A 22,126-nucleotide genomic window follows, 5' to 3' on the forward strand; every position below is an offset into this window, starting at 1 on the left:
GAGAGATAAACCCCCGAGCGGGGCCGGGGTTCAGCCCTCGAACACCGGCAGCGGCAGGCCCTTCACCCCCACGTCGATGGCGAACAGGCCGCCGGCCAGCGGCTGCTTCGCGCGGGCCTCGTCCGACAGCTCGTCCCAGGCGCTGGTGACGTAGAGCGTGGAAAGGTCCGGGCCGCCGAAGGCGCAGCTCGTGGGCTGCTCCACCGGCATGCGGACGATGCGGTCCACCTTGCCGTCCGGGCTGTAGCGGACGATCCGCCAGCCGCCCCACTGGGCGTTCCAGAGGTAGCCCTCGGCGTCGACCGCCGAGCCGTCGGGGGAGGCCTCGGTTCCGCGGGTGTGGGCGAACTCGCGCACCTTCGACAGGTCGGCCGTCTCGTGCGCGAACAGCGTCTGCAGCTTGGAGTCGGCCATGTAGAGCGTGGCCCCGTCCGGGCTGAACGAGACGGTGTTCGGGATGTGGATGCCGGTCAGCACCCGCGTCGTGGTCCCGCCCGGGTCGGTGCGGAAGACGCTGCCCGGCCGCTTGCCGCCGTCGTCGTCCATGACGCTCCACCAGAAGCGCCCCGCCATGTCGATCTTGCCGTCGTTGGTGCGGAACCCCTCGCCCAGGTCGTAGGGCCGCACGACCTTGACCACGCCCTTGCCGGGGTCGGCCAGCGCCAGGCCCTTCTCGGTCGCCATCAGCAGCCCGCCCTTGGCGCGGGGCACGGCGGCGCTAGCGCGCATCGGCAGGTCGAAGGCCCCGCGCTCGCCCCCGACGGGCTCGTACCAGGACAGCCGCCGGCCCTTGATGTCGAACCAGTACAGCCGCTGCTCGGCCGGCGACCACACCGGCCCCTCCCCGAGACGGTCCGCCGCATTCACTACGCAATGGATATCGACCACATGGCCTCCGAGGTCGGACTTGAGAATCGTGCGACTTTCCGTGGATCGCCTGCGACACCCTGCCGTCGCCGTTTGGGTTACGTTCAGACGCCGCGGACTACTATCTTAGACAGAGAATCGGGAGGGGATCCCAAGTGTCGCTGTCCAGCTATTCCGACGTCTTCGCGATCAATCACGATCGCGGGTACGACGAGCACATCTCCGTCGGCGACCTCGTGCGCACGGGGCCCAACCTCTTCCCGCATTTCGAGGTCCTCGCCATCCACGGCGACAAGGCCTGGGTCCGCAACGTGCAGAACGGCTCGGACCACCTAGCCATGCTGTCCCGGTGCCGGAAGATCAACGGCCAGCCGCCGCTCGACCAGGCGGCCGAATAGGCGCCGCGCGCCGCCGATCACCGCAAACTGAACCCCCGTCCCGCCCCGGAGTTGTAGCTTCGGGGAGCGATGTCGCTCGCGCGAGGAAAGGGGAGGACGGACCATCTCCGCCTTCATGTTCGCCACCGGGATCGAGAACTCGATCCCGAAGATCCAGAACGGCAGCATCCGCATCGACCAGATGGAGGCGTGCGGCCACTACCGCCATTGGCGAAAGGACTTCGACCTCGTCGAGGAGCTGGGGCTGCGATACCTCCGCTACGGCCCGCCGCTGCACACCAGCTTCCTCGGCCCCGACAGGTTCGACTGGGAGTTCGCCGACGTCACCTTCGCCGAGCTGCGGCGCCGCGACATCAACCCCATCGTGGACCTGTGCCACTTCGGCGTGCCCGACTGGATCGGCGACTTCCAGAACCCGGACTTCCCCGAGCTGTTCGCCAGCTATGCGGCGGCCTTCGCCCGGCGCTTCCCGTGGGTCCAGCTCTACACGCCTGTGAACGAGATGTTCATCTGCGCCCAGTTCTCGGCCAAGTTCGGCTGGTGGAACGAGCAGGGCACCACCGACCTGACGTTCGTGACGGCGCTCAAGCACATCGTCCGGGCCAACGTGCGGGCCATGCAGGAAATCCTGAAGGTCCGGGCCGACGCGATCTTCATCCAGAGCGAGTCCTCAGAGTACTTCCACGCCGAGAACCCGCTGGCCATCAAGCCAGCCGAGATCGAGAACTCGCGTCGCTTCCTCTCGCTCGACCTGAACTACGGACACCGGGTCGATTCCGAGATGTACGAGTACCTGATGGACAACGGGATGACGCGGGAGGAGTACCACTTCTTCCTCGGCAACTCGCTGCGCCACCACTGCATCCTGGGCAACGACTACTACTGGACGAACGAGCATCGGGTGTCGGCCAACGGCATGCACCGGGCCTCGGGCGAGATCTTCGGCTACTCCGAGATCACCCGGCAGTACTACAACCGCTACCGCCTGCCGGTGATGCACACCGAGACCAACATCGCCGAGGGGCCGAACGGCGACGAGGCGGTGAACTGGCTCTGGAAAGAGTGGGCCAACGTCCTGCGCGTGCGCAACGACGGGGTGCCGACCGTCGGGTTCACCTGGTACTCGCTGACCGACCAGATCGACTGGGACGTGGGCTTGCGCGAACAAAACAACCGCGTCCACCCTGTCGGCCTGTACGACCTCAACCGCGAGATCCGCCCCGTGGGCCTCTCCTACAAGCAGCTGATCCAGGACTGGCACGAGGTGCTGCCCACCCAGAGTGTCTGCCTCACCGTGCCCATCGTCCCACCGGCCGAGTACGGAGATCCGATCTCCGAGCGCCACCGCGTCGAGGCGCGGCGCCTGCGAGCCTACGAACTGGCCACCGGCGGCGAGGGCGGCTGAGCCGATGCGGATCGGAGGCGCGCCGGTCGTCCGGCTGACCGCCGAGGCTCCCGCGGGCGCGCCGGCGGGGACTCCGGGCTTCGTGGAGGCCGAGATCCTGCCCGGCCGGGGCATGATGACCCTGCAGGCCAGACTGCGCCTGCCGTCGGGCGAGATCGTGGACGCGCTGTTCGCCCCGCCCGCCGCCGAGGCCGCCCGCGAGCTGGACGGCGGGGCCGAGGACTTCGCCGGCAACAAGGCCTTCGCGTTCGGCGGCGCGGTGCTGGCCCCCTTCGCCAACCGCATCCGCGGCCGCGCCCTGCCCGGCGCCCGCGAGATCGAGGCCGACCTCGACGGCCGCACGGCGCGCCTCCCGCGCAACTGGGGCGGCAAGGCGCCGGGCGCCGAGCAGTACGCCATGCACGGCCTGATCCTCGATGCGCCCGTCCCGTTCGAGCAGCCCTCCCCCGCCCGGGTGACCGGCGTTCTGGAGGCCGGCGACTTCGGCGGCCGCTGGCCGTCGCGGGCGGTGCTCGGCTTCGAGTATCGGCTGGAGGACGGCGCCCTGGCCCTCTCCATCACCGCCCGGAACGTCGGGGACGAGACGCTGCCCATCGGGCTGGGCTGGCATCCCTACTTCGCCCTGCCGAGCGGCCAGCGCCGGCAGGCGCGCCTGCGGCTGCCCGCCGACCTGCGGGCCGAGGTGAACGACTACGACGAGGTGCTGCCCACGGGCCGCCTCTCGCCCACGTCCGGCGGCCCCTATGACTTCGGCGGCCCGGACGGGGCGGCGCTCGGCGACCTCTATCTGGACGACTGCTTCACCGGGCTGCGCCGCGAGGACGGCCAGGCGGTGGTCGACGTGCGCGACCCGGCGGCCGGCGTCGGCCTGCGCCTCGCCTCGCGCTCGCCGCATGTGAAGGCGATCCAGGTCTTCGCGCCGCCCGACAAGCCGTTCGTCGTGGTCGAGCCCCAGTTCAACCTGGCCGATCCCTTCGGCGCCGTCTGGCCGCGCGAGGTGGACACCGGCATGGCCCGGCTGCAGCCCGGCGAGCAGCTCTCCTACGACGTGCGGCTGAGCGCCTTCGCCGTCGGAACCTGAACCCGCTTGGCGGCTTCTCCCGCCCATGAACCGCGCACGAAAGAGTGAAACGAGCGAATCCTCCTGTGAAGTCATCGACTTCGATGAGGCGCTGCTCGACTCGTGCCCGGCCGACGAGAAGGCCGAGCTGATGACCGAGGCCCGCATCCTCGCCCAGGCCTTCGCCGGGCAGGGCGCGACCGAGACCCTGGAGGAGATGGCCGAGACCCTCTCCGCTGGCTACCGCGACGCCGAGATGGACCGGCCGCACGCGCGCAAGCTGTCGGCGGCGCTGAAGCGGCTCGCCCGGGATCCGTGGACCGACTGAGCTATTCGGCGGCGGCCGAGGCCCGGCCGCGCTTGCGCTTCCTCTCGGACCGGTCGAGCAGCTTGCGCAGCATGGAGGCCATGGCCGAGGTCTCGTAGGGCTTGTCGAGCAGCGGGAACTCGGCGCCCTCCATCACCTGGCGCTCGCCTACGAAGCCGGAGGTCAGCAGCACCTTCAGCCCCGGCCGCAGCTCGCGGGCGGTGCGCGCCAGGCTGACGCCGCTGACCCCGCCCGGCATCACCACGTCGGTGAACAGGAGGTCGATCTCGGCGCCCGAATGGATGATCTGCAGCGCCTCGGAGGCGTTGGTCGCCGTCTGCACCTGATAGCCCAGGCCGGTGAGCACATCGAGCGTCAGGGCGAGCACGGTGGGATCGTCCTCGACCAGCAGGATCCGCTCGGCGCCGCCGACAATGGCGCGGGGCGTCTCCTCCGGCCGCACCTCGGCCTTGGCCCGGGTGGCGGGCAGCAGCAGGCGGAAGACGGTGCCCCGGCCCGGCTCGCTGTCGACCTCCACCTCCCCGTCGGACTGGCGCACGAAGCCGTAGACCTGGCTGAGGCCGAGGCCCGAGCCCTTGCCGACCTCCTTCGTGGTGAAGAACGGCTCGAACACCCGCTCGCGCACCTCGGGGCTCATGCCGCAGCCGGTGTCGCCGACCTCGACGACCACGAAGCCCAACCCCTCCGCCGCGGACCGCCGCTCGGTGCGCACGCACAGCCGCCCGCCCTCGGGCATCGCGTCGCGGGCGTTCACGGCCAGGTTCAGCAGCGCGGTTTCGAGCTGCGTCGGATCGACATGGGTGTTCAGGGGCTCGCCGTCGCCGCCCAGCTCGAGGTCGAGGGTCACTGCCTCGCCGACCGCCTGGCGCATCAGCGGCGCGAAGTCCTGGATCAGCGCGTTCACGTCCAGGGTCACCGGCGACAGGTGCTGGCGGCGCGAGAACGCCAGGAGCTGTCGGGTCAGGTCGCGGCCGCGCTCGGCCGCCTGGCGGATTGCGTCGATGCGCCGGGCCCGACGGGCCTCGTCCTCCTGCTTGCGGGCGAGCATGTCGATGTTGCCCAGCACCACGGTCAGCAGGTTGTTGAAGTCGTGCGCGACCCCGCCGGTGAGCTGGCCCACCGCCTCCATCTTGCGGGCCTGGGCGAGCTGCTCCTCGAGGCTGCGGCGGTCGGTGGCGTCGAGCAGGACGCCGAAGATCTCGCGCGCCTCGCCGTCGTCGCTGGGCGCGATCACGCCCTGGTCGTGCAGCACCCGGTACTGGCCGTCGGCGCAGAGCCAGCGGAACTCGCAGGCGTAGTGGCCGATCTTCACCGCCTGGGTGATGGCCTTGGTCACCCGCTCGATATCGTCGGGATGGATGCGGCCGGCGCCGAAGTCGGCCTCCTCCAGGAAGCGGTCCGCGGGGAAGCCGGTGATCTCCTTCACCGACTCCGAGACGAACAGCGGCGTAAAGGGCGGCTCGACGCTGCGCGAGGTGAAGACGATCGGCATGGCCTTCAGGATCGCCGCCTGCTGCGCCTCGGCCCGCCGCAGCGCCTTCTCGGCGCGGGCCTTCTCGGTCTTCACCCGGCTGTGCTCGTCCAGCAGCCACTGCTTGTAGGCGGACTGGCGGTTCGCCTCCTGGGTCTTGAGGTAGAGGTCCACGAAGACCTTGGTCTTGGCCTTCAGGATGAAGGGGTCCACGGGCTTGAAGACCACGTCCACCGCCCCGGCCGAATAGGCCTGGAAGATGTGCGCCTCGTCCCGGAAGATCGCCGTCAGGAAGACGATCGGCGTGTCGGCCGTGCGCTTGCGCGAACGGATCAGCGCCGCGGTCTCGTAGCCGTCCATCCCCGGCATGTGCAGGTCGAGCAGGATGAGGGCGAACTCCTCCGAGAGCAGGCGCTTGAGCGCCTCCTCGCCCGACCGGGCCACCACGAGCTCGTGGCCGAGATCCTCCAGCGCCTGCACGGCGGCGAAGGCGTTCCGCTCGTCGTCGTCGACGATGAGAATCCGGGCCTTCAGCGGCGCGTCCAGGTCGGGCGGGGCCTGAGCCTCCGCCCCGCCGGGGCCTGCCGGATATCTGGCGGGGACGGCGTTCGTCACATCAGCTCGCTTGCGGCATGAGGGAGACGACGGTGTCGCTCGCCAGCTTCATCGCGTCGGCCCGCTGGATCGAGACCCGCAGCACCGAGATGAGGTGGTCGATGTCGACCGGCTTGGAGACATAGTCCGAGGCCCCGGCCTGGATGCATTTCTGGCGGTCGCCCTTCATCGCCTTGGCCGTCACCGCCACCACGGGCAGGTCGGCGAGGGCCGGACGCGAGCGGATCTCGCGGATCGTCTCGTAGCCGTCCATGTCGGGCATCATGATGTCCACCAGCACGACGTCGACGTCCGACTTCGCGTCCAGCGCCTCCAGGCCGGCGCGGCCGCTCTCGGCGTAGCTGAGGTCGATGCCGTACTCCTCGAGCGCCGAGGCGAGCGAGAAGATGTTGCGGATGTCGTCGTCGATGACCAGGACCTTGCGGCCGGTCAGGACGGCGTCGTCATGCCGGTTCTGGCTGAGCTTGGCCTTGGCCGGCGGCGGCAGCTTGTCGATCGGCGCGTGCAGCAGGAGGCTGGCCTGGTCGATCAGCTGGTCCGGCGTGCGGGCCATGCGGACCAGCCCGCCGAACACCGCCAGGCGCAGGCGCCGGTCGTCCTCGGGCTCCAGCTCAACGGGGGCGAACACCACCACGGGCGTGCAGCGGCCCTCGGCCTGCTTCAACTGGTCGATCAGCTGGGTGGCCGGAAGGGCCGAGCTTTCGACCACCACCGCGTCGGGACGGTCGGCGGGCGGCCGGCCGGCGACGGCGGCGAAGTCGTCCACGATCTCCACCTCGGCGAAGCACTGCCGCAGGGCCTCGGCCGCCTCGCCGTCTCCGCCCACCAGGGCCACGCGGCGGTCGCTCTTGTCGACGAAGCTCTTCACGCCCTGCAGCGTCGAGACCACGACCTCGCGCTCCACCGGCTTGTGGGTGAAGCCGAAGGCGCCCATCGACAGCCCCAGCCCCTTCTGGTCGTCGGCCGAGATGACGTGCACGGGGATGTGCCGCGTCTCGGGCGTGCGCTTCAGCAGGTCCAGCAGGGCCAGGCCGTCCATGTCGGGCAGGCCGATGTCCAACATGATGGCGTCGGGGCCGAAGCGGCGGGCCAGCGCCGGGGCGGCGGCCCCCTCCCCGGTCACCACGCCCTTGAAGCCGGAGTCGTGGACGAGGTTCAGCAGGATGGCGGCGAACCGCGGATCGTCCTCCACGATCAGCACCACCGAGTCGCCCGCGCTGATGCTGTCGCGATCGTCGGCGACCGCCTCGGACGGCTCGTCCGAGAAGCCGGCGGGGATCATCATCGGCCGCGACAGCGTCGGCAGGCCCGCGCCGCGGGGCGCCGACGGCGCCTGGGCCGGACTGAAGTTGAGCGGCAGGTAGAGGGTGAACGTCGAGCCCTTGCCGGGCTTGGATTCCACCTTCAGCTCGCCGCCCAGCAGGCGGGTGATCTCGCGGCTGATCGACAGGCCCAGGCCCGTGCCGCCGTACTTGCGGCTGGTCGTGCCGTCGGCCTGCTGGAAGGCCTCGAAGATGATCCGCTGCTTGTCCTCGGGGATGCCGATGCCGGTGTCCTCGACCGAGAAGGCCAGGACCTGGCCGGCGGTGTTGAGGTGGTCGTTCGTCGAGCTCCAGCCGCCGTGCGCCCGGGCGATCTTCAGCTTCACATGGCCCTTCTCGGTGAACTTGAAGGCGTTCGACAGCAGGTTCTTGATGATCTGCTGCAGGCGCTTGTCGTCGGTGTACATCGACCGCGGCAACGCCCCGTCCAGCTCGACCTGGAACTCCAGCTTCTTGTCGGCGGCGATCTGGGCGAACGTCCGGTCGACCTGGTCCTTGAGGCCCGCGAAGGCCATCTCGCCGATGTCGAGCGTGACGGTGCCGGATTCGATCTTCGACAGGTCGAGGATGTCGTTGATCAGGCCCAGCAGGTCGGCGCCCGCGTCGTGGATGTTGCGGGCGAACTCCACCTGCTTGTCCGACAGGTTGCCCTGGGCGTTGTCGGCCAGCAGCTTGGAGAGGATGAGCAGGCTGTTCAGCGGCGTGCGCAGCTCGTGGCTCATGTTGGCCAGGAACTCGGACTTGTACTTCGAGGTCAGGGCCAGCTGCTCGGCCTTCTCCTCCAGCGCCAGCTTGGCCTGTTCGACCTCGCGGTTCTTGGCCTCCACCTGCTGGTTCTGGATCGACAGCAGGTGCGCCTTCTCCTGCAGCTCGGCGTTGGTCTGCTGCAGCTCCTCCTGCTTGGTGCGCAGCAGCTCCTCGGACTGGCGGAGCGAGGCGGCCTGCTGCTCCAGCCGGTCGTTGGTCTTCTTCAGCTCCTCCTGCTGGGCCTGCAGCTCGGACGTCAGGAGCTGGGACTGCTTCAGGAGGCCCTCGGTCCGCATGTTCGCGGCGATGGTGTTCAGCACGATGCCGATGGATTCCATCAACTGGTCGAGGAAGGCCATCTGGGTCTCGTTGAACTCGCCGAAGGTGGCGAGCTCGATCACCGCCTTCACCTCGCCCTCGAACAGGGCCGGCAGGACGATGATGTGGGCCGGCGGCGCCTCGCCGAGGCCCGAGCTGATCTGCACGTAGTCCTTCGGCACGTTGGACAGCAGGATCCGCGACTTCTCGTAGGCGCACTGGCCGATCAGGCCCTGGCGGAGCTTGAACTGGTTGGCCAGGTGCTTGCGGTTGTTGAAGGCGTACGAGGCCGCCAGGTTGAGGACCGTCTGGCCCTCCTCGTCGCGGTCGGAGACGTAGAAGACCGCGTGCTGGGCGTTGATCAGCGGCGCCAGTTCGGACAGCACCAGGTTCGACACCGTCGAGAGGTCCCGCTCGCCCTGCAGCATCCGCGTGAACCGGGCGAGGTTGGTCTTCAGCCAGTCCTGCTCGGTGTTCTTGAGCGTCTGCTCCCGCAGGTTGCGGATCATCTCGTTGATGTTGTTCTTCAGCTCCTCCACCTCGCCCGAGGCCTCGACGGTGATCGAGCGGGTCAGGTCGCCCTTGGTCACCGCCGTCGACACCTCGGCGATGGCGCGCACCTGGGTGGTGAGGTTGGCGGCCATGCCGTTCACGTTGTCGGTCAGGTCGCGCCACAGGCCGGCGGCGCCCGGCACCCGCGCCTGGCCGCCCAGCTTGCCCTCGATGCCCACCTCGAAGGCCACGTTGGTCACCTGGTCGGCGAAGATGGCCAGGGTCTCGATCATGCCGTTGATGGTGTCGGCGAGCGCGGCGATCTCGCCCTTGGCGTCCAGGGTCAGCTTGCGCTTCAGGTCGCCGTTGGCCACCGCGGTCACGACGTCGGCGATGTTCCGCACCTGACCGGTCAGGTTGGCGGCCATCATGTTCACGTTGTCGGTCAGGTCCTTCCAGGTGCCGGCGACGCCGGGGACCTGGGCCTGGCCGCCCAGCTTCCCCTCGGTGCCCACCTCGCGGGCCACCCGGGTCACTTCCGAGGCGAACGAATTCAGCTGGTCCACCATGGTATTGATGGTGTTCTTCAGCTCCAGGATCTCGCCGCGCACGTCCACGGTGATCTTCTTGGACAGGTCGCCCTTGGCCACCGCGGTGGTGACGTCGGCGATGTTCCGCACCTGGCCCGTCAGGTTGGCGGCCATCAGGTTCACGTTGTCGGTCAGGTCCTTCCAGGTGCCGGCGACGCCCTTCACCTGCGCCTGGCCGCCGAGCTTGCCCTCGGTGCCCACCTCGCGCGCCACCCGGGTCACTTCCGAGGCGAACGAGTTCAGCTGGTCCACCATGGTGTTGATGGTGTTCTTCAGCTCCAGGATCTCGCCGCGCACGTCCACGGTGATCTTCTTGGACAGATCGCCCATGGCCACCGCGGTGGTCACCTCGGCGATGTTCCGCACCTGGCCCGTCAGGTTGGCGGCCATCAGGTTCACGTTGTCGGTCAGGTCCTTCCAGGTGCCGCCGACGCCCTTCACCTGCGCCTGGCCGCCCAGCTTGCCTTCCGTACCCACTTCCCGCGCCACGCGGGTCACTTCGCTCGCGAAGGCGTTCAGCTGGTCCACCATGGTGTTGATGGTGTTCTTCAGCTCCAGGATCTCGCCCTTCACGTCCACGGTGATCTTCTTGGAGAGGTCGCCGTTGGCCACGGCGGTGGTCACCTCGGCGATGTTCCGCACCTGACCGGTCAGGTTCGCGGCCATGAAGTTCACGTTGTCGGTGAGGTCCTTCCAGGTGCCGGCCACGCCCTTCACCTGCGCCTGACCGCCCAGCTTGCCCTCGGTGCCCACCTCACGGGCCACCCGGGTCACCTCGCTCGCGAAGGCGTTGAGCTGGTCCACCATGGTGTTGATGGTGTTCTTCAGCTCCAGGATCTCGCCGCGCACGTCCACGGTGATCTTCTTGGACAGGTCGCCCATGGCCACGGCGGTGGTCACCTCGGCGATGTTCCGCACCTGGCCCGTCAGGTTGGCGGCCATCAGGTTCACGTTGTCGGTGAGGTCCTTCCAGGTGCCGCCGACGCCCTTCACCTGGGCCTGGCCGCCCAGCCTGCCTTCCGTACCCACTTCCCGCGCCACGCGGGTCACTTCGCTCGCGAAGGCGTTGAGCTGGTCCACCATGGTGTTGATGGTGTTCTTCAGCTCCAGGATCTCGCCCTTCACGTCCACGGTGATCTTCTTGGACAGGTCGCCGTTCGCCACGGCGGTGGTCACCTCGGCGATGTTCCGCACCTGACCCGTCAGGTTGGCGGCCATGAAGTTCACGTTGTCGGTCAGGTCCTTCCATGCGCCGGTGACGCCTTCGACTCGGGCCTGGCCGCCTAGCTTGCCCTCGGTGCCCACCTCGCGCGCCACCCGGGTCACTTCCGAGGAGAAGGCGTTCAGCTGGTCCACCATGGTGTTGATGGTGTTCTTCAGCTCCAGGATCTCGCCGCGCACGTCCACGGTGATCTTCTTGGACAGGTCGCCGCGCGCCACGGCGGTGGTCACCTCGGCGATGTTCCGCACCTGGCCCGTCAGGTTCGCGGCCATCATGTTCACGTTGTCGGTGAGGTCCTTCCAAGTGCCGGCGACGCCCTTCACCTGGGCCTGGCCGCCGAGCTTGCCTTCCGTACCCACCTCGCGGGCCACGCGGGTCACTTCCGAGGCGAACGAGTTCAGCTGGTCCACCATCGTGTTGATGGTGTTCTTGAGCTCGAGCACCTCGCCCTTCACGTCCACGGTGATCTTCTTGGAGAGGTCGCCGTTGGCCACGGCGGTGGTCACCTCGGCGATGTTCCGCACCTGGCCCGTCAGGTTGGCGGCCATCAGGTTCACGTTGTCGGTCAGGTCCTTCCAGGTGCCGGCCACGCCCTTCACCTGCGCCTGACCGCCCAGCTTGCCCTCGGTGCCCACCTCGCGGGCCACGCGGGTCACTTCCGAGGCGAACGAGCCCAGCTGGCCCACCATGGTGTTCACGACCTTGCCGATCCGCAGGAACTCGCCCCGCAGCGGGCGCTCCTCGTTCTCCAGGTCCATGGTCTGCGACAGGTCGCCCTTGGCCACGGCGCCGATCACGCGGGCCATTTCGGCGGTCGGGTGGATCATGTCGGTGATCAGGGTGTTCACCGCGTCCACCGAGGCCGCCCACGAGCCCTGGGCGCCCGGCAGCTTGGCGCGATGGCTGATCTTGCCCTGGCGGCCGACGGTGTCGCCGAGCCGCTCGAATTCCTTGGTCATGCGGTCGTTCAGCTCGACCACGTCGTTGAACGCCTCGGCCAGTTCGCCGGCCACGCCGGTCAGCCCGCGCGGCATCCGCACCGAGAAGTCGCCCCGCCGGAAGGCCCGCAGGGCGGCGAGCAGCTGGGCCGTGTCGACCTCTGTCTCGGCGTCGCGCGCGGCGCGCGACCTGGCAGGCTTCGCGGATTTCGCGGCGGCGTTGGCGGACATGGTTCCCCCGAGGGCGAGCGTTGCTGCGGTGGGGGGATACTGCCCCGCGCTTCGGCCTGACCTCGAAAGGCACAGGTCGGCGCCAAGACACACCCCGCCCGTTCCGGTGAACGTGGGGTCGCGCGCGGGGGTTCCACGGCCTGTCAAAATTTGCTGGGAGGCGGGAGAGCGGGCCCGAGGCTAGCCCATCGCCGGGAGGCCGCCAAGAATCCCGCACGGAACTTGACCCTGTGGGCGCCGTTTCCGGCCCAGGGGCGTCCGGTCCCCGGAAGGAGCGAAACCCCACTGCATGTCGCAGCCCTTTGACGACGCCGTCTTCGAGCCGCCGCCGGACGCCGAGGCGTTCTACGCCGAGAGCCTGAGGCTGCTCAACGAGTCCGGCATCCCGTTCCTGCTCTCGGGCACCTATGCGGTGAGCGCCTTCACGGGGATCGTGCGGCCGACCAAGGACCTGGACGTGTTCTGCAAGGCCGGCGACTACCCTAAGATCCTGGCCTACTTCCAGGAGCGCGGCTACCGCACCGACGTCGAGGACGAGCGCTGGATCGCCAAGGTCTGGGAGGACAACCGGTTCTTCGACGTGATCTTCGCCATGTCGAACGGCACGGCGCCGGTGACGGACGCCTGGTTCTCGAGCTGCGACACGATCCACGTCTATGGCGCCGAGGCCAAGATCACCCCGCCCACCGAGCTGATCGTCTCCAAGATGTTCATCCAGGATCGCTACCGCTACGACGGGGCGGACGTGGCGCACGTCATCCTGCGGGCCCACGACCGGATCGATTGGCAGCGGCTCATGACCTACATGGAGCCGTACTGGGAGGTGCTGCTGTGCCACCTCCTGAACTTCCGTTTCATCTACCCGACCGAGCGCGACCTGATCCCCCGCTGGGTGATGGACGAGCTGTCCGCGCGCCTGAAGGCCCAGGTCGGCTTGCCCCCCGCGCGGGTGAAGGTGTGCCGCGGCCGCCTGTTCAGCCCGCGGGACTACGTCATGGACATTTCGGAATGGGGCTTCGCCGACGTGGTCGGCAAGGGCCTGGAGGAGCGGCATGAACCCATCGCCTGACGCCACGCCGCCTGACCCCATCCACAACGGATCGGTCCGGGTCGCGGCGATCGGGGACCTGCACGTCGGCGAAGGCGCCCGCCAGCCGTACCGCGAGCTGTTCGCGCGGATCAGCCAGGAGGCCGACGTGCTGGCGCTGTGCGGCGACCTGACCAACTTCGGCAAGACGCCCGAGGCCGAGATCCTGGCCGAGGACCTGCAGGCCTGCACGATCCCGGTCGTCGGCGTGCTGGGCAACCACGACCACGAGTGCGGCCAGCCCCAGGAGGTCTCGCGCATCCTGCACCAGGCGGGCCTGAAGCTGCTCGACGGCGAGGCCTACGAGATCGACGGCGTCGGCTTCGCCGGCTGCAAGGGCTTCATCGGCGGCTACGGCCGGCACATGCTCTCGGCCTTCGGCGAGCCCGAGATCAAGGCCTTCGTCCAGGCCGCCGTGGACGAGAACCTGAAGCTCGAGAGCAGCCTGCGCATGCTGCGCAACGACCGCATCGTGGTCGTCACCCACTACGCCCCCGTTTTGGAGACCGTGGCCGGCGAGCCGCCCGAGATCTTCGCCTTCCTGGGTTCGGCCCGCATGGGCGAGACGATCGACCGCTTCGACGGGGTCAAGGTCGCCGTGCACGGCCACGCCCACCGCGGCGCCTATGAAGGCCGGACGGCGCGCGGGGTGCCGGTCTACAATGTCGCCAAGCCGGTGCTGAACCGGGACGTCGGCGTCGAGTTCGCCGTCTTCGACGTCTAGGGCGGCTCGCGCTCGTCCTGGGCCAGCTCCTCGAGCACGGCCTCGGGCGCGACCTCGCGGCTGATCTCGTCGATCTTGGGACGCTCGACCTCGACCCCGGCCTTCTCCGCCAGGGCCGTCGTCATCTTCACGAGCTGGGTGATCTCGTACTCGGCGAGCAGGTTGATCTGCAGGTCCAGGGCCGCGCGCTTCTCGCCGATCGCGGCGTTGCGGTTCTGGCTGATGAGCACGAAGGTCGAAAGGAAGATCGCCTCCACCGAGGCCACGGTGGCCAGGATCACAAAGGTCGGATCGAAGCGCTCGACCCCCGGCACGAACCCGAGGTTCACGGCCACCCACGCCGAGACCAGGGCCACGTGCAGGCAGACGAAGGTGAGCGAGCCGGTGAAGGCGGTGATCCGTTCGGCGATGCGCTCGCCGATCCCCGCCTGCGCCTCCTCGCGCGCCCGCTGGGCCCGCATCGCCTCGATGTTCCGCCGCAGGACGAGGCCCATGTCCTCCGCGGCGGGCGGCGGGTAGGTCAGCTTCTCGTTCGCGGGCCGGGACATGGCCGAGGAATTCCCGTGAGCGGGCGCCGTTCCGCCCTCAGGCCGAGAGCCGCACGACGTCCGCCCGCTTGCCTTTCCGGTCGCGGCCCTCGCGGGCCTCGAACCAGGCGATGGTGGCGCGAAGCCCCTGCTCCAGCGGCGTCTTCGGAGTCCAGCCCAGCAGCCGCTCGGCCTTGGAGATGTCGGGCCGCCGGCGCCTGGGATCGTCCACCGGCAGCGGCCGGTGGACCACCTCGGACGTCGAGCCGGTCATGGCGAGCACCAGGTCCACCAGCTCCAGGATCGTCCGCTCGGCGGGATTGCCGATGTTCACCGGCCCCGGCTGGGCGCCGTCGTATTCCATCAGCCGGACGAGGCCGTCGATCTGGTCGTCCACGTAGCAGAAGGAGCGGGTCTGCGAGCCGTCGCCGAAGACGGTGATGTCCTCGCCCGCCAGGGCCTGGCTGACCACGTTCGACACCACCCGCCCGTCGCTGGCGTCGAGACGGGGGCCGTAGGTGTTGAAGATCCGCACGACCCGTACCTCGGCCTTGCCCAGCCGGTCGTAGTCGAAGCAGAGCGTCTCGGCGGCCCGCTTGCCCTCGTCGTAGCAGGCCCGGGGGCCGGTGCAGTTGACGTTGCCCCAATAGCTCTCGGGCTGGGGATGGCTCGCCGGATCGCCGTAGATCTCGCTGGTGGAGGCCTGCAGGAACCGCGCGCCGGAGGCCTCGGCCAGCTTCAGCAGCTGCCGGGTCCCGATGACGCTGGTCATCAGGGTGTGTTCGGGGTCGGCCTGGTACAGCGGCGGCGAGGCGGCGCAGGCCAGGTTGTAGACGCGGTCGAAGCGCATCTTGGCCAGGCGCGACGGCAGGGCGTCGACGATGTCGGCCTCGACCACCTGGAAGCCGTCGCGCCCCTCCAGCCGCTGCAGGTTCTCTCGCCGGCCGGTCTGGAAGTTGTCGAGGCAGACGACATGGGCGCCCTCGGCCGCCAGGCGCTCGCACAGGTGGGAGCCCAGGAAGCCCGCGCCGCCGGCGACGAGGATGTTCTTGCCGTGTCCGTTCTTCATGGAAAAACCCTTCAGCGCCCGTCGCCTGCCAGCAGAAGTTCAGGAGAGTTGCGAGCCCCGGCCGCCGACAGATGCGCCTCCAGCTCGGCCGCCCGGTGGACGGCGGTGTGCCCGCAAAGGATCCGCCGGCGCGCGCCCTCGGCCATCGCGTCGCGCGCGGCGTCCGGCATGGCGAGCGCCGCCAGCACCTCGTCCGGCGCCTCCGCCAGGACGATCTCGCGCCCGGGCTCGAACAGCGTCTCCAGTCCCTCCCAGACGTCGGAGATCAGCGGGGCGGCGCAGGCGCCGGCCTCGAACAGCCGCACGCTGGGGCTCCAGCCCGCCGCGATCATGTCGGCTCGGGTGACGTTCAGCGCGAACCGGCTGGCCGAGTAGAACGCCGGGTGCTCGGCGGGCGGCACGTGCTCCAGACGCTCGACGTTGGCCGGCCAGTCGATGTCGGCGGGATACTGGGGTCCGGCGACGCAGAACCGCAGGTGCGGCGCGCGCCGGGCGGGCTCCAGCAGCAGGCGCTCGAGCGTCGGCTGGCGGTCCGGGCTGTAGGTGCCGAGGTAGCTGAGATCCCAGCGGTGGGGCGTCGGCGTGGGCCGGTAGGCCTCCTCGTCCACCGAGCAGTAGAGCGCCCGCGCCGCCGGGGAGCCGTAGCGCCGCTCCAGTTCGCGCAGGGTCGGACCGCCCGTGAAGGAGAGATAGACGCCATAGCCGGGAATGACCTCCGGCGAGAGATACTCGTGGTCGCCCGCCGCCAGTTTGGCCAGGGTGACCGGGGTGTCGATGTCGTAGAAGGCGGTCACGCCCCGTGCGGTCGCCTGCACCCAGCGGCCGACCTCGACGCCCTCGGGGACGTACGAGCCGACGATCACGGCGTCGGCGCGCTCGACCGCGCCCGCCCAATGTCGCCTCAGCTCTTCGAGATCGCGATAGAGGGCGAGCTGGCAGAAGCCGGGCTCGGGCAGGTCGCGGTGGCTCGCGTACCAGGGGGCGTCGCGCTCCAGGAACACCACCTGATGGCCGCGCGCCGCGAAGGCCCGCAGCAGCGCCCGGTAGGTGGTGGCGTGGCCGTTGCCCCAGGAGGACGACAGCGTCAGGCCAAGGACGACCAGCTTCACGCGAGGCTCCTTTCCCGCCTGGCGGCGGCTTCCTGCCTGAGGAGGGCGTCCACCTCGGCGGCCCGGCGGGCGTAGGTGTGCTCGGAGGCGATCCGCTGGCGCGCCGCCTCGCCGATGGCGCGGGCGCGCTCGGGCGTGAGGGCCTGCAGGTGCTCGGCCACGTCCTGGCCGTCCCGGGCCACCAGCACCTCCTCGCCCGGGGTGAGGAACAGCTCGATCCCCTCCCAGGCGTCGGTGATCAGGCAGGCGCCCGCGCCCGCCGCCTCGAACACGCGCGTCGCGGGCGAGAAGCCCACGTCGGCCATGGAGTCCCGGGCGACGTTCAGCACCGCCCGACCCGAGCAGTTGAAGGCGTTGTGGTCGTTGGTCCCCACGTGGCCCAGGCGCCGGACGTTGGCCGGCATCGGCTTGTCGTCCCAGCCGTTGCCGCCCAGCACGAAGCGGCGGTCGGCGAGCCGTTCGGCGGGCTTGAGGAAGAACTCCTCGACGCGCGCTTCGCGGTCGGGCAGCCGGTTGGCCAGGAAGTTGAGGTCGCCCGCGAACCGCTCCTGCGAAGGCGCCGGGTGGTGGGTGGCAGGATCCAGGGCGTTGTAGATCGGCCGGCACAGCCGGGCGCCGAAGCCTTCGTACGCCCGCACGACCGGCGGCCCGCCGCCGTAGGTCAGGACCATGTCGAGCTGCGGCAGCACCCGGTGCAACACCGCCTCGGGGCTGGCCCGCAGCTCCGCCAGGGTGGCCGGCGCGTCGACGTCCCAGAAGATTTTCACCGCGTGCGGCCGGGCGAGCGCCATGACGCCCTCCAGCAGCTCGTCGTCGAAGACCCCCACGCCGCTGGCCTTGACCACCACGTCGGCCTCGGCGGCCGCGCCCATCACCGTCTGCAGGGCCGTCTCGGTCGCCGGATAGACGACCACCTTCGCCCAGTCCGGCGGATCGATGTCGCGGTGCTTCTGCCGGTCGAAGGCGTCGGGCTCGTAGAAGGTCACGTCGTAGCCGCGCCGGGCCAGCTCGCTCAGCATGCCCCGGTAGTAGGTGGCCGCGCCGTTCCAGTAGGCGGACAGCAGGCTCGATCCATAGAAGGCGATCTTCATCCGGCGACCTCGAGTTCGGGGGCGGAGAGCCGGCGGGCCACCGCCAGCAGTTCGTCGGCGCGGTGCGCGCAGGTGTGGCGGGAAAGGATGGTCTCCAGCCCCGAGCGGACGAGTTCCGCGCGCAGACCGGGATCTTCGCTCAGGGCGCGAAGATGCGACGTCATCTCGTTGGAATCCCTGGCGATCAGATAGTCACGCCCCGGGCGGAAGAGCGCCTCGGAGTCGCTCCAGGGGGCCGAGACCAGCGGGACGCCGCACGCCAGCGCCTCGAACACCCGGATCGTCGGGATGCCGGGCAGGACCTGGGTGTAGAACCGCCGCGGCACGTGGACCGTGGCCAGGTGGCGGGCGAAGACCTGCGGCGCGCGGGCGTTCGGCAGCCAGCCGCGGTAGCGGGCGCCGTGCCGGGCCAGCATCGCCAGCGCCGCCTTGGGATAGCGCACCCCGTAGACGTCGAGCGGCAGGCCCGCGGCCCGGGCCGGCGCGAACAGGAACGCCTCCAGCTCGGCCGTGCGCTCGCCGTCGCCCCAGTTGCCGATCCAGACGAGGCCCTCGCGCGGGCCCTCCTCGGCCGGCGGACGGAACAGGCGCACGTCGGCGGCCTCGTGCCAGGTGAAGACCCGGTCCTTCCAGCCCCAGCGCCGGTAGACCTCGGACAGCGTCTCGCCGAAGGCCAGCACGCCGTCATAGCCGGACAGGTCGAAGGCGCGGATCGCCTCGGGATCGCTCACCGCGCGGTGGTGGGTGTCGTGGAACAGCAGGGTGAAGCGCCCGCCCGCGGCCCGGCGGCGGCCGACGGCGGCGACCAGCTTCGGATCGTTCCACTCATGGACGATGACGAGGTCGGCGCCGTCCAGCGCGCGGTCGAGGTCGAGATCCGGCCCGAAGGTCTCGGACGCCAGCTCGGGATAGGCCTCGCGGTAGGCCGCGAGCCCGGCCTCGCCGTGATCGTCCAGCAGGTTCTGCAGGCTCCAGGCGCCCTCAGGCTCCAGGACGCGAACGTCGTGGCCGCGGGCGATCAGCTCGCGCAGCACGCCGCGCAGGAAGTGGGCGTTGCCGTGGTTCCAGCACGAGGCCAGGGAATGGGTGAAGTAGACGACCCTCACGCCGCCGCCTCCTGGCCGGCCCGGGCGAAGAGCTGCGGGCGAAGGCGGCGGTAGACATCCAACATGCCGGCGCTCATCGCCTGGACGGAATAGGTCCCCGCCCGGACCCGCGCCTGCTCGGCCAGCGCCGCGCGCGCGGGCTCGTCCGCCAGCAGGCGTTCGATGGCGCGAACGAAGGCGGCGGGATCGTAGGGATCGACGAAGACCGCCGCGCCCTCCCAGAGCTCGCGAAAGGTGGGGATGTCGGACAGCACGAGGGCGCAGCCGGCCTGGGCCGCCTCCAGCACGCCCAGGCCGAAGGGCTCATAGAGGGCCGAGGACGCGAAGATGGGCGCGCGCCCGAGCCACTCCGCCACCCTGCCCGCCGGCAGCCGCCCCAGCGCCTGGGCATGCTCCAGGCGGGTGCGCGCGCCGTTCGGCCCCTCGACGGGGCCCGCCGCGTAGAGCGGGACCGGAAGCCGAGCGGCGGCGGCGTCGAGGACGGCGAGGTTCTTGCCCTCGTCCCACAGGCGGCCGGAGGTGAATACCATCGCCTCGCGCTCGGCGGCCGCGACGTCCGCCGGGGTCCGCCCGTTCCACACCACCTGCGGCGCGGGCAGTTCGTAGGTGAGCGCCGTCGCCTCGGCGAAGGCGCGCGTCGGGGCGACCAGCACGTCGCAGGCGTGAAGGCCCTGCCACAGCGCCTGGGTCCGCCAGCGGAAGTCGTCGGGCATCGGGCCGTCCTTCACCGCCGCCCACCAGGTGGCGAGGCAGGAATGGCAGGCGCCCACCACCGGCGCCGGGAAGCCGCCGATCGCCGCCAGCGCCGGACTGTTCAGGTGGATCAGGCTTGCGCCGACCCCGCGGGCAAGGCCGCGAATGGCCGCGCCGACCTCCAGGATCTCGGCTGGCTCGGTGGCGGTCCAGTCCAGCGGCAGGCCGGTGTCGACCAGCTCCAGGCCGGCGACCTGCTGGGCGGCGCGCACCTGGTCGGCGCGCGGCGGCGGGCCCAGGTTCACCAGCGTGGTGCGCACGCCGGCGCCGGCGAGGCCGGCCGCAAGATCCAGGGCGTAGGTCCAGACGCCGCCGACGGCGTCGGCCGTCATCAGCACCCGCATCAGGCGGCCTCGACGGGGCGGCGCGCCGTCCCGGCCGGTCCGCGCTCGGCCGCCAGCCACCGGGCGAGGTCGGCGACGCCTGCGCGCCAGTCGCGCGGATCGGCGAGCTGCAGCGCCTGCTTGGCCGCGGACGGATCCGAGACGTAGTAGCGCTGGTCGCCGGCGCGCCAGTCCGAGAACCCGACCTCGACCTTCCGGCCGATCACCTCCTCGATGTAGCCCAGCAGCTGCAGCAGGCTCACCGCATTGCCGGGGCCGCCGCCCAGGTTGAAGGCGCGACCGGCGACCTCCTCGATGCGCCGCCAGGCGGCCATGTAGGCGTCCACCGTATCGCCGACATGCATGATGTCGCGCACCTGCCGGCCGTCGCCGTAGACGACGATGGGCTGTCCCTCCAGGGCGCGGATCAGGAAGTGGGCGACCCAGCCCTGGTCCTCGGTGCCCATCTGGCGCGGGCCGTAGATGCAGCTCATCCGCAGGACGCAGGTGGGCAGGTCGAAGCTGCGGGCGTAGTCCAGCACGTACTGGTCGGCCGCCCCCTTGGAGCAGCCGTAGGGCGTGTGGAAGTCCAGCGGCCGGGCCTCGGAGACGCCCCGCGCGCGCAGGTCCGCATCCTTGGGACGATAGGCCTCGCCCGCGAGCTCCAGCGGAACGTCCGCCAGGTCGCCGTAGACCTTGTTCGTGCTGGCGAAGATCACCGGCGTGCGGCGCCTGCGCGCCGCCTCCAGCACGTTCAGCGCGCCGCGGACGTTGATCTCGAAGTCGTCCATGGGCTGCACGAGGCTGGTGGTCACCGCCACCTGGGCCGCCAGGTGGAAGATCACCTGGACGTCCCGGGCCGCCTCGGCGACGGCGCGGGCGTCCCGCACGTCGGCCTGGACGCTGGTGATCTTGCGGCCGTGCCGGGCCTTCAGCCAGGCGAGGTTCCGCTCGACCCCGGGCCGCGCCAGCGCATCGAAGACCACGACCTCGCAGCCCTCGGACGCCAGCCGGTCGGCCAGGTTGGCGCCGATGAAGCCCGCCCCGCCTGTGACGAGCGCCCTCATGCGACCAGCCCGCGCATTTCGAGTTCGCGCCGCGCCTCGACGACGCGGTCCTCGGCCTCCTGGCGGGCGACCCACTCGGCGAGCTCGGCGAGGCCTTCGGCGAAGTCCTCCCGGGCCTCGTAGCCCAGCACGTCGCGGGCCTTGGCCAGGTCGGGGATGCAGTGGCGGATGTCGCCCGCCCGCGCCTTCCCGGCGATCTCGGGCGTCAGGTCGGGGCGGCCCATGGCCTTGGCCTGCAGAAGCGCCACCTCCTCGACCGTGCGATCGACGCCCGAGCCGATGTTGAACACCTCTCCGTCGGCCCGCGGGTTGTCCAGGGCGAGCAGGAAGGCCCGCGCCACGTCGCGGACATGGACGAAGTCGCGCCGCTGCTGGCCGTCCTCGAAGACCATCGGCGCCTGGCCGTTGGCGATCCGCGAGGCGAAGATGGCGAGCACGCCGGTGTAGGGGTTCGACAGCGCCTGGCCGGGCCCGTAGGCGTTCCAGAGCCGCAGGGCCGAGCCGCCCATGCCGTACTGCTGCGTGAGGGTGAGCGTCAGCCGCTCCTGCACGAACTTGCCGATGGCGTAGACCGACTTCAGCCCGCCGGCCTTGGTCTCGGGCGTGTGGACCGGGGTCATCGGCCTGCCCTGCTCGTCCAGCGGATCCCACGAGCCGTCCGGATTGCGCCCCCCGCGGATCACGTCGTCCCGCAACTCGCCGTCGGCGGTGCGATAGAGCCCCTCCCCGTAGATCGACATGGACGAGGCCACGACGACCCGCTCGACCGGATTGTCGATGAGCTGCTGGAAGAGGACGGCCGTGCCGTAGTCGTTGACAGAGGTGTAGCGGTCGACCGCGTACATGCTCTGGCCCACGCCGACCTCGGCCGCCAGGTGGACAACCTGGTCCACGCCGGACAGCGCCTTCAGCACGGCGGCCTCGTCGCGGACGTCGCCGACGATCAGCTCGGCGTCCGCGGCCAGTTCGGCCGGACGGGCGCGGGTGGGGTGGACCTGCTCGATGAGGCTGTCGAGGATGCGGACGCGGTCGCCCCGCGCCAGCAGCGCCTGGGCCACGTGACGGCCGATGAACCCGGCGCCGCCGGTGATCAGGATGGTCTTGCTCATATACGGCCTACTCCGCGTCCAGGATTTCGGCGCGGCCCGGGCCGGGCGCCGCAGGTCCTTGCAGGTGGAGGAAGAGGTTCGGCCGCGGCGCTGTTCCTTCGCGTGCTAGGCGCCGGGGGCCGGCCGCCGCGCCCCCTTCCCCGCAACTGCGGATCGC

Annotated in this window: 17 protein-coding genes; 6 read left to right on the forward strand and 11 right to left on the reverse strand. The window is 70.3% G+C overall.

The genetic code is table 11. From position 1 onward, the window contains the following. Positions 1–30: 30 nt before the first annotated feature. Positions 31–888 carry an SMP-30/gluconolactonase/LRE family protein gene (locus PHZ_RS11390; protein ID WP_041373453.1) on the reverse strand — a complete coding sequence of 286 codons (858 nt, stop codon included), beginning with the start codon at positions 886–888 and terminating at the stop codon, positions 31–33. A gap of 134 nt (positions 889–1,022) precedes the next feature. On the opposite strand from PHZ_RS11390, the gene PHZ_RS11395 reads away from it, so the two are divergent. The 4 genes from PHZ_RS11395 to PHZ_RS11410 all read left to right on the forward strand — a co-directional run bounded on the left by PHZ_RS11395 (position 1,023) and on the right by PHZ_RS11410 (position 4,058). Further along, positions 1,023–1,265, forward strand: a complete 243-nt coding sequence (locus tag PHZ_RS11395) for a hypothetical protein (protein WP_041373454.1) — start codon at positions 1,023–1,025, stop codon at positions 1,263–1,265. Between the two features lie 115 nt (positions 1,266–1,380). After that, positions 1,381–2,670: a family 1 glycosylhydrolase gene (locus PHZ_RS11400; RefSeq protein WP_012522629.1), complete on the forward strand. Its 1,290-nt coding sequence runs from the start codon at positions 1,381–1,383 to the stop codon at positions 2,668–2,670. A gap of 4 nt (positions 2,671–2,674) precedes the next feature. Next, positions 2,675–3,751: an aldose 1-epimerase gene (locus PHZ_RS21690; protein WP_012522630.1), complete on the forward strand. Its 1,077-nt coding sequence runs from the start codon at positions 2,675–2,677 to the stop codon at positions 3,749–3,751. Positions 3,752–3,776: 25 nt separating this feature from the next. Next, positions 3,777–4,058: a hypothetical protein gene (locus PHZ_RS11410; protein ID WP_041373455.1), complete on the forward strand. Its 282-nt coding sequence runs from the start codon at positions 3,777–3,779 to the stop codon at positions 4,056–4,058. Position 4,059: 1 nt separating this feature from the next. Here PHZ_RS11410 and PHZ_RS11415 read toward each other — a convergent pair whose 3' ends face one another. Next, positions 4,060–6,144, reverse strand: coding sequence for a response regulator (locus PHZ_RS11415; RefSeq protein WP_012522631.1), 2,085 nt, complete (start codon positions 6,142–6,144; stop codon positions 4,060–4,062). A 1-nt stretch (position 6,145) separates the two neighbouring features. Beyond that, positions 6,146–12,004 carry a HAMP domain-containing protein gene (locus tag PHZ_RS11420; protein ID WP_012522632.1) on the reverse strand — a complete coding sequence of 1,953 codons (5,859 nt, stop codon included), beginning with the start codon at positions 12,002–12,004 and terminating at the stop codon, positions 6,146–6,148. Positions 12,005–12,293: 289 nt separating this feature from the next. Between PHZ_RS11420 and PHZ_RS11425 the strand changes: the two genes are divergently transcribed. Next, a complete protein-coding gene (locus PHZ_RS11425) occupies positions 12,294–13,073 on the forward strand; it encodes a nucleotidyltransferase family protein (RefSeq protein ID WP_012522633.1) in 780 nt (259 codons plus the stop codon). Continuing rightward, on the forward strand, positions 13,057–13,815 hold the full coding sequence (locus PHZ_RS11430) for a metallophosphoesterase family protein (RefSeq protein ID WP_012522634.1): 759 nt from the start codon (positions 13,057–13,059) through the stop codon (positions 13,813–13,815). The genes PHZ_RS11425 and PHZ_RS11430 overlap by 17 nt, the downstream gene beginning before the upstream one ends. Here PHZ_RS11430 and PHZ_RS11435 read toward each other — a convergent pair. From PHZ_RS11435 to PHZ_RS11470, 8 genes are read right to left on the reverse strand one after another with little or no spacing between them, the layout of a single operon-like run. Beyond that, positions 13,812–14,363, reverse strand: coding sequence for a DUF1003 domain-containing protein (locus tag PHZ_RS11435; protein WP_012522635.1), 552 nt, complete (start codon positions 14,361–14,363; stop codon positions 13,812–13,814). The two genes, PHZ_RS11430 and PHZ_RS11435, sit on opposite strands and share 4 nt — an antisense overlap. 37 nt (positions 14,364–14,400) lie before the next feature. Further along, positions 14,401–15,411 carry a UDP-glucuronic acid decarboxylase family protein gene (locus PHZ_RS11440; RefSeq protein ID WP_012522636.1) on the reverse strand — a complete coding sequence of 337 codons (1,011 nt, stop codon included), beginning with the start codon at positions 15,409–15,411 and terminating at the stop codon, positions 14,401–14,403. 11 nt (positions 15,412–15,422) lie between these two features. Next, positions 15,423–16,520, reverse strand: a complete 1,098-nt coding sequence (locus PHZ_RS11445) for a CgeB family protein (RefSeq protein WP_012522637.1) — start codon at positions 16,518–16,520, stop codon at positions 15,423–15,425. Next, a complete protein-coding gene (locus PHZ_RS11450) occupies positions 16,517–17,611 on the reverse strand; it encodes a CgeB family protein (RefSeq protein ID WP_012522638.1) in 1,095 nt (364 codons plus the stop codon). Before PHZ_RS11450 ends, PHZ_RS11445 begins: the two co-directional genes overlap by 4 nt. Next, entirely contained in the window at positions 17,608–18,717 is a 1,110-nt protein-coding gene (locus PHZ_RS11455) for a CgeB family protein (protein WP_012522639.1), read from the reverse strand. The genes PHZ_RS11450 and PHZ_RS11455 overlap by 4 nt, the downstream gene beginning before the upstream one ends. After that, on the reverse strand, positions 18,714–19,814 hold the full coding sequence (locus tag PHZ_RS11460) for a glycosyltransferase family 4 protein (RefSeq protein WP_041374127.1): 1,101 nt from the start codon (positions 19,812–19,814) through the stop codon (positions 18,714–18,716). The genes PHZ_RS11455 and PHZ_RS11460 overlap by 4 nt, the downstream gene beginning before the upstream one ends. Beyond that, the gene (locus PHZ_RS11465) at positions 19,814–20,860 is read right to left on the reverse strand and encodes an SDR family NAD(P)-dependent oxidoreductase (RefSeq protein ID WP_041373456.1); all 1,047 of its coding nucleotides are present in this window, start codon (positions 20,858–20,860) and stop codon (positions 19,814–19,816) included. The genes PHZ_RS11460 and PHZ_RS11465 overlap by 1 nt, the downstream gene beginning before the upstream one ends. Further along, positions 20,857–21,969, reverse strand: coding sequence for an NAD-dependent epimerase/dehydratase family protein (locus PHZ_RS11470; RefSeq protein ID WP_012522642.1), 1,113 nt, complete (start codon positions 21,967–21,969; stop codon positions 20,857–20,859). Before PHZ_RS11470 ends, PHZ_RS11465 begins: the two co-directional genes overlap by 4 nt. Positions 21,970–22,126: the final 157 nt, after the last annotated feature.

Origin of the sequence: Phenylobacterium zucineum HLK1 (genome assembly GCF_000017265.1) — a bacterium.
GTDB lineage: Bacteria > Pseudomonadota > Alphaproteobacteria > Caulobacterales > Caulobacteraceae > Phenylobacterium > Phenylobacterium zucineum.

Excerpts from the sequence above, each read along its gene's own strand:
- PHZ_RS11440 (WP_012522636.1), bottom strand. The coding sequence starts at position 15,411 with ATGAAGAACGGACACGGCAAGAACATCCTCGTCGCCGGCGGCGCGGGC.
- PHZ_RS11470 (WP_012522642.1), bottom strand. The coding sequence starts at position 21,969 with ATGAGCAAGACCATCCTGATCACCGGCGGCGCCGGGTTCATCGGCCGT.
- PHZ_RS21690 (WP_012522630.1), top strand. The coding sequence starts at position 2,675 with ATGCGGATCGGAGGCGCGCCGGTCGTCCGGCTGACCGCCGAGGCTCCC.
- PHZ_RS11410 (WP_041373455.1), top strand. The coding sequence starts at position 3,777 with ATGAACCGCGCACGAAAGAGTGAAACGAGCGAATCCTCCTGTGAAGTC.
- PHZ_RS11435 (WP_012522635.1), bottom strand. The coding sequence starts at position 14,363 with ATGTCCCGGCCCGCGAACGAGAAGCTGACCTACCCGCCGCCCGCCGCG.
- PHZ_RS11425 (WP_012522633.1), top strand. The coding sequence starts at position 12,294 with ATGTCGCAGCCCTTTGACGACGCCGTCTTCGAGCCGCCGCCGGACGCC.
- PHZ_RS11450 (WP_012522638.1), bottom strand. The coding sequence starts at position 17,611 with ATGAAGATCGCCTTCTATGGATCGAGCCTGCTGTCCGCCTACTGGAAC.
- PHZ_RS11430 (WP_012522634.1), top strand. The coding sequence starts at position 13,057 with ATGAACCCATCGCCTGACGCCACGCCGCCTGACCCCATCCACAACGGA.
- PHZ_RS11460 (WP_041374127.1), bottom strand. The coding sequence starts at position 19,814 with ATGCGGGTGCTGATGACGGCCGACGCCGTCGGCGGCGTCTGGACCTAC.
- PHZ_RS11465 (WP_041373456.1), bottom strand. The coding sequence starts at position 20,860 with ATGAGGGCGCTCGTCACAGGCGGGGCGGGCTTCATCGGCGCCAACCTG.
- PHZ_RS11420 (WP_012522632.1), bottom strand. The coding sequence starts at position 12,004 with ATGTCCGCCAACGCCGCCGCGAAATCCGCGAAGCCTGCCAGGTCGCGC.
- PHZ_RS11400 (WP_012522629.1), top strand. The coding sequence starts at position 1,381 with ATGTTCGCCACCGGGATCGAGAACTCGATCCCGAAGATCCAGAACGGC.